Here is a 4,723-nt window from a genome sequence, read left to right as displayed (position 1 = left end):
TCCTTGTTCGCCTTGATGTCGTAGCCGGCGGTGATGGCACCGCCGCTGCCGCCCTGGGCGTTCTGCACCACATACTCCTGCTTGACCTTGGAGAACGAGAGCGCCACCCGCTCGCGCACCCGCTCGTCGGTGCTGTTGCCCGACGGTTCGACCAGCGTCACCAGCACGTCGCTCATCGTCAGCTTCAGGTACTCCAGCGGGTTGCCGCCGGCCTTGCGCGCCACGAGCACGGCCTCGCTGATGTGCTTGCCGGTAAGGCAGTACTTCATCAGGTTGGGGCTGGCCCGGTCCAGGTAGTGCTCGAAGGAGAGGTCATCCACCGTCGCCTTGCCCGCACCGCCGCCGGACCCGCCGTGCATCTTGGATTCCTGGGAGACCTTCCATCCCCAGCTGAGAATCTCGATCTCGTTCTTGTGCGACGAGTCGGGAGACTCGCCATCGATGCCGTTGATCTTCAGAAATATGTCCTGTGCCATTGAGAATCCCTCCGGGATAAATAAACCTTGTTAAGAACCAAATAAGCAATGAACCAAAGAACAACCCAACAGCAAGGACGGACGTGGCAACCCGTTCGCCCCTGCCGGGGACTTACTCGCAATGCAGCACGTAAGCCACCGGGGACGATGCCGATGCGACCCGGCACTGGCTTACCGGTACCCTGAGCGGCTGCGAAAGCAATATGTACTGCTGGCCATAGGCGCAGGAGAACCAGAGCCCATCCTCGTTATCGCGTTTATCCAGTCGCCAGGTCAGTTCCTCCTTTCCTTTCCTGCGAACGGCTTCCGGCTTCAGGTCCGTCAGCTTGTCCGGCTCGCCGATGGTCAGCGTCACGCCATCCAGCGCGATCCGGTCGCTGCGGGATGAGGCGACCCAGCCGGGTGGCGTGGATGTCGGCTCCCCCGGCCTGGCAGTGACCGACGCTGGACAGGCGAGCTCAAGCGCGTACGCGCTGGATAGACAGCCTCCCATCAGCAAGGCCCCCAACAAGACTGGCGTCGAACAGCGCTTCATGACCGTGTCCTCCTTATCTGATGACGGAGAATGCTTCGGCGTTGTTGCTGGCATCGGGATAGGTGCCGTCGCTCCTGACGCCGCCCCGCTTGCGGATATACCGGCTGGAAACCTTCGGCTTGGTGACGTCGCTGGACCACTGATCCATGATCCAGATGCCGCCAAGGTCTTGCCTGAGATAGAACGTGGCATGGTTTCCGCCTGACTGGTTTGGGTACCTGCCGTCGACAAAGGTGGCAATGGCCGTGCCCTTGGCAAGCTGCACATGTCCGAGCACCTTGTCTCCCTTCGTCCAGTGACTGGTACTGGCAATGCCTGCGTAATGGCGCACGAGGGCCACGCAGTGCTTGTCGCCAACCTTCTCCGTCCCCTCAAGCGCGTCCGCGTCGTGATAGACGTATGGCATGCGAATCCCTCCGTTCAGTTGCGCCGCCGACAGCCGCCGGCAAGACGCCGGCGTCCATCCCTGCATCAGGCCGCCTCCTTCACCGAAGGCAGCCGCGCCACCAGCCGCAACGACACCGTCAACCCCTCCAGCTGGAAATGAGGCCGCAGGAAGAACTTCGCGCCGTAGTAGCCGGGGTTGCCCTCGATCTCCTCGACCACCACTTCCGCCGCTGCCAAGGGCCGCCTTGCCTTGGTCTCCTGCGACGAGTTGGCGGGGTCGGCATCGACATAGTTCATGATCCATTCGTTAAGCCAGCGCTGCATGTCCTCGCGCTCCTTGAAGGCGCCGATCTTGTCGCGCACGATGCATTTCAGGTAGTGGGCGAAGCGGGAGCAGGCGAACAGGTATGGCAGGCGCGCAGAGAGATTGGCGTTGGCGGTAGCGTCCGCGTCGTAGTATTCGACAGGCTTCTGCAAGGACTGCGCGCCGATAAAGGCGGCATAGTCGGTGTTCTTCCGATGCACCAGCGGGATGAAGCCGTTCTTGGCGAGTTCGGCCTCGCGGCGATCGGAAATGGCGATCTCGGTGGGGCACTTCATGTCCAGGCCGCCATCGTCGGTCGGGAAGGTATGGCACGGCAGGTTCTCCACCACGCCGCCGCTTTCCACGCCGCGGATCAGCGTGCACCAGCCGTAGAGCTTGAACGAGCGGTTGATATTGACGGCCATGGCGTAGGCCGCGTTGCTCCACACGTATTTGCGGTGATCGGCACCGTCGGTGTCTTCCTCGAAATCGAATTCATCCACCGGGTTGGTCTTGATGCCGTAGGGCAGCCGCGACAGGAAGCGCGGCATGGCAAGCCCGACGTAGCGCGCGTCTTCGGAATTGCGCAGGCTGTTCCACGGCGCGTACTCCAGGTTCTGGAATATCTTGGACAGATCGCGCGGGTTGGCAAGCTCCTGCCAGGAATCCATCTGCAGCACGGACGGCGACGCGCCGGCGATGAACGGTGCGTGGGCCGCTGCCGAGATCTTGGCCAGCGAGCCGAGCAGTTCCACATCGGGCGGGGTGTGATCGAAGTAGTAGTCCGCCACCAGGCAACCGTAGGGTTCACCGCCAAGCTGGCCGTATTCTTCCTCGTAGATGCGCTTGAAGAAGGGGCTCTGGTCCCAGCCGATGCCCTTGTAGCGGCGCAGCGTGCGGCGCAGGTCGTCCTTGGACACATCCATTACGCGGATGCGCAGCTTGTCGTCGGTCTCCGTGTTCGAGACCAGGTGATGCAAGCCGCGCCAGCCGGCCTCCAGCTTCTGGAAGTCTGCGTGATGCAGGATCAGGTTGATCTGCTCGGTTAGCTGCCTGTCGATGGCGCCCTTGATGGACTCGATGCTCTTGTAGGCGTCGTCGCTGATCGTGACGCTGGCGGCGAGCGCCTGCTCGGCCAGCGTCTTGACGGCGAGATCGACTGCTTCGCGTGCCTGGTCGGTCTTGGGATTGAACTCGCGGCTGATCAGCGCGGCGAAATCGGACTGATCGGCCGCGGTGGCCGGCTGTGCTTGCTGTGCTTGCTCTTTCTGCTGTGCGGAAGCCATGGGATCCTCGATCGATTAAGGGAAGTCGGTGTTGCGCTTGACCGCGTGGGTCAAGACCGCGTTTCCTCGTTGGACGCCGGATGCGATGCCGGCTTGGGCGCCTTTGCCAGTGCCTGCAGCAGCGCGGGGTCCTGAAGAAGCTGGTTCACCAGGGATTCCGCGCCCGCCTTGCCATCCATATAGGTCTGGAGGTTGGCCAGCTGGGTGCGCGCCTCGAGCAGCCGCCTGAGTGCGTCGACCTTGCCCGCCACGGCCGCGGGCGAGAAATCCTCGATGCTCTCGAAAGTCATATCGACCATGAGCTGCCCGCCGCCCGACAGCGTGTTGGGCACGGCGAAGGCCACCCGCGGCTTCATGGCCTTCATCCGTTCATCGAAGTTGTCGCTGTCGATTTCGAGGAACTGGCGGTCCGCCACCGGCGGCAGCGGCTCGGCCGGCTTGCCGGACAGATCGGCCACCACGCCCATGACGAAGGGCAACTCGATGCGCTTCTCCGAGCCGTAGACTTCGACGTCGTACTCGATCTGCACGCGCGGCGCGCGATTGCGGGCGATAAACTTCTGCGAATTGTTCACAATGGACATGGATTCCTCCAACGGTTTACAAGGATGTGCCGGACGGCGCGGCCGTGTCGGCGACGGAACGCCCCGGATCCACGGATGCGTGGCCGGACCGGTATTCGATGTCTAGGGACAGGGCCGGCGCATTGCCTGCGCCCAGCCCGATGGCGACACGCGCCAGTTGCCGCTGGGTGGCCATGGCCTCCAGCCAGGCGCGCGCCAGCGGCGGCTGGATCTCCTGTTCGATGAAGCCGATCAATTGCCGCGCGCCGGTCTCGCCGATGGGGCAGCTGGCCGCGATGAAGGCTGCCACGGCATCGGTGCAGGTCAGCGCCGCGTCGTGCTGCTGCGCCATCCGCGCGACCAGCCGGTCCAGGTGCAGGCGGACGATGCGTTCCAGATCCGCCTGTGCCAGCGGCAGGTAGGGCAGCAAGACCGTGCGGCCAAGGAAGGCCGCCGGGAACACCTGGCGCAGGGCCGGCTGCAGCGCATGGCGCAGCGCGCCGGGCTCGGGGATCGAGGCGGGGTCTTCGCACAGGCGGCTCAATAATTCGGCCCCGGTGTTGCTGGTAAGCAGGATGATGGTGTGGCGGAAGTCGATGTAGCGTCCTTCGCCATCCTCCATATAGCCCTTGTCGAAGACCTGGTAGAACACTTCGTGCACGTCCGGGTGGGCCTTCTCCACCTCGTCGAGCAGGACCACGCTGTAGGGCCGGCGGCGCACGGCTTCGGTCAATACCCCGCCCTCGCCATAGCCCACGTAGCCCGGCGGCGCGCCCTTCAGGGTGGAAACCGTATGCGCCTCCTGGAACTCGGAAAGATTGATGGTGATGAGGTTGTGCTGGCCGCCATAGAGGGCGTCGGCCAACGCCAGTGCGGTTTCGGTCTTGCCGACACCCGACGGTCCGACCAGCAGGAACACGCCCAGCGGCTTGCCGGGGTCCGCCAGCTGCGCGCGGGCGGTCTGCACGCGCTGCCCGAGCTGGGCCAGGGCATGGTCCTGGCCGATCACACGCCGCGCCAGCGTCTGCGGCAATTGCATGATGGTGGTGATTTCATCGGCCACCATCCGGCCGACCGGAATGCCGGTCCAGTCGGCGACGATGGCGGCGACGACGGCTTCATTCACTTCCGTGTGGACCAGCGGCGCACCGTCCTGCGCTGCCAGCAGGGCG

At 64.1% G+C, this 4,723-nt stretch carries 6 protein-coding genes; all 6 read right to left on the bottom strand.

Annotated elements, in window-relative coordinates; translation table 11 throughout:
* On the bottom strand, nucleotides 1-476 hold a 476-nt coding region (locus P3W85_RS14440; protein WP_276265284.1), incomplete at its 3' end, for an Hcp family type VI secretion system effector.
* A gap of 112 nt (nucleotides 477-588) precedes the next feature.
* Nucleotides 589-1,011 carry an STY0301 family protein gene (locus tag P3W85_RS14435; protein ID WP_276265283.1) on the bottom strand — a complete coding sequence of 141 codons (423 nt, stop codon included), beginning with the start codon at nucleotides 1,009-1,011 and terminating at the stop codon, nucleotides 589-591.
* A gap of 13 nt (nucleotides 1,012-1,024) precedes the next feature.
* Nucleotides 1,025-1,417, bottom strand: coding sequence for a BPSL0067 family protein (locus tag P3W85_RS14430; protein ID WP_276265282.1), 393 nt, complete (start codon nucleotides 1,415-1,417; stop codon nucleotides 1,025-1,027).
* 65 nt (nucleotides 1,418-1,482) lie between these two features.
* Entirely contained in the window at nucleotides 1,483-2,988 is a 1,506-nt protein-coding gene (tssC, locus tag P3W85_RS14425; RefSeq protein WP_276265281.1) for a type VI secretion system contractile sheath large subunit, read from the bottom strand.
* 50 nt (nucleotides 2,989-3,038) lie between these two features.
* Nucleotides 3,039-3,572, bottom strand: coding sequence for a type VI secretion system contractile sheath small subunit (tssB, locus tag P3W85_RS14420; protein ID WP_276265280.1), 534 nt, complete (start codon nucleotides 3,570-3,572; stop codon nucleotides 3,039-3,041).
* Between the two features lie 16 nt (nucleotides 3,573-3,588).
* Nucleotides 3,589-4,723 (bottom strand): AAA family ATPase (locus tag P3W85_RS14415; RefSeq protein ID WP_276265279.1); only part of this gene is annotated, 1,135 nt, incomplete at its 5' end.

The sequence above is a fragment of the Cupriavidus basilensis genome, assembly GCF_029335485.1.
Lineage (GTDB): Bacteria > Pseudomonadota > Gammaproteobacteria > Burkholderiales > Burkholderiaceae > Cupriavidus > Cupriavidus basilensis_E.
This window is presented reverse-complemented; position numbering and strand designations above follow the sequence as displayed.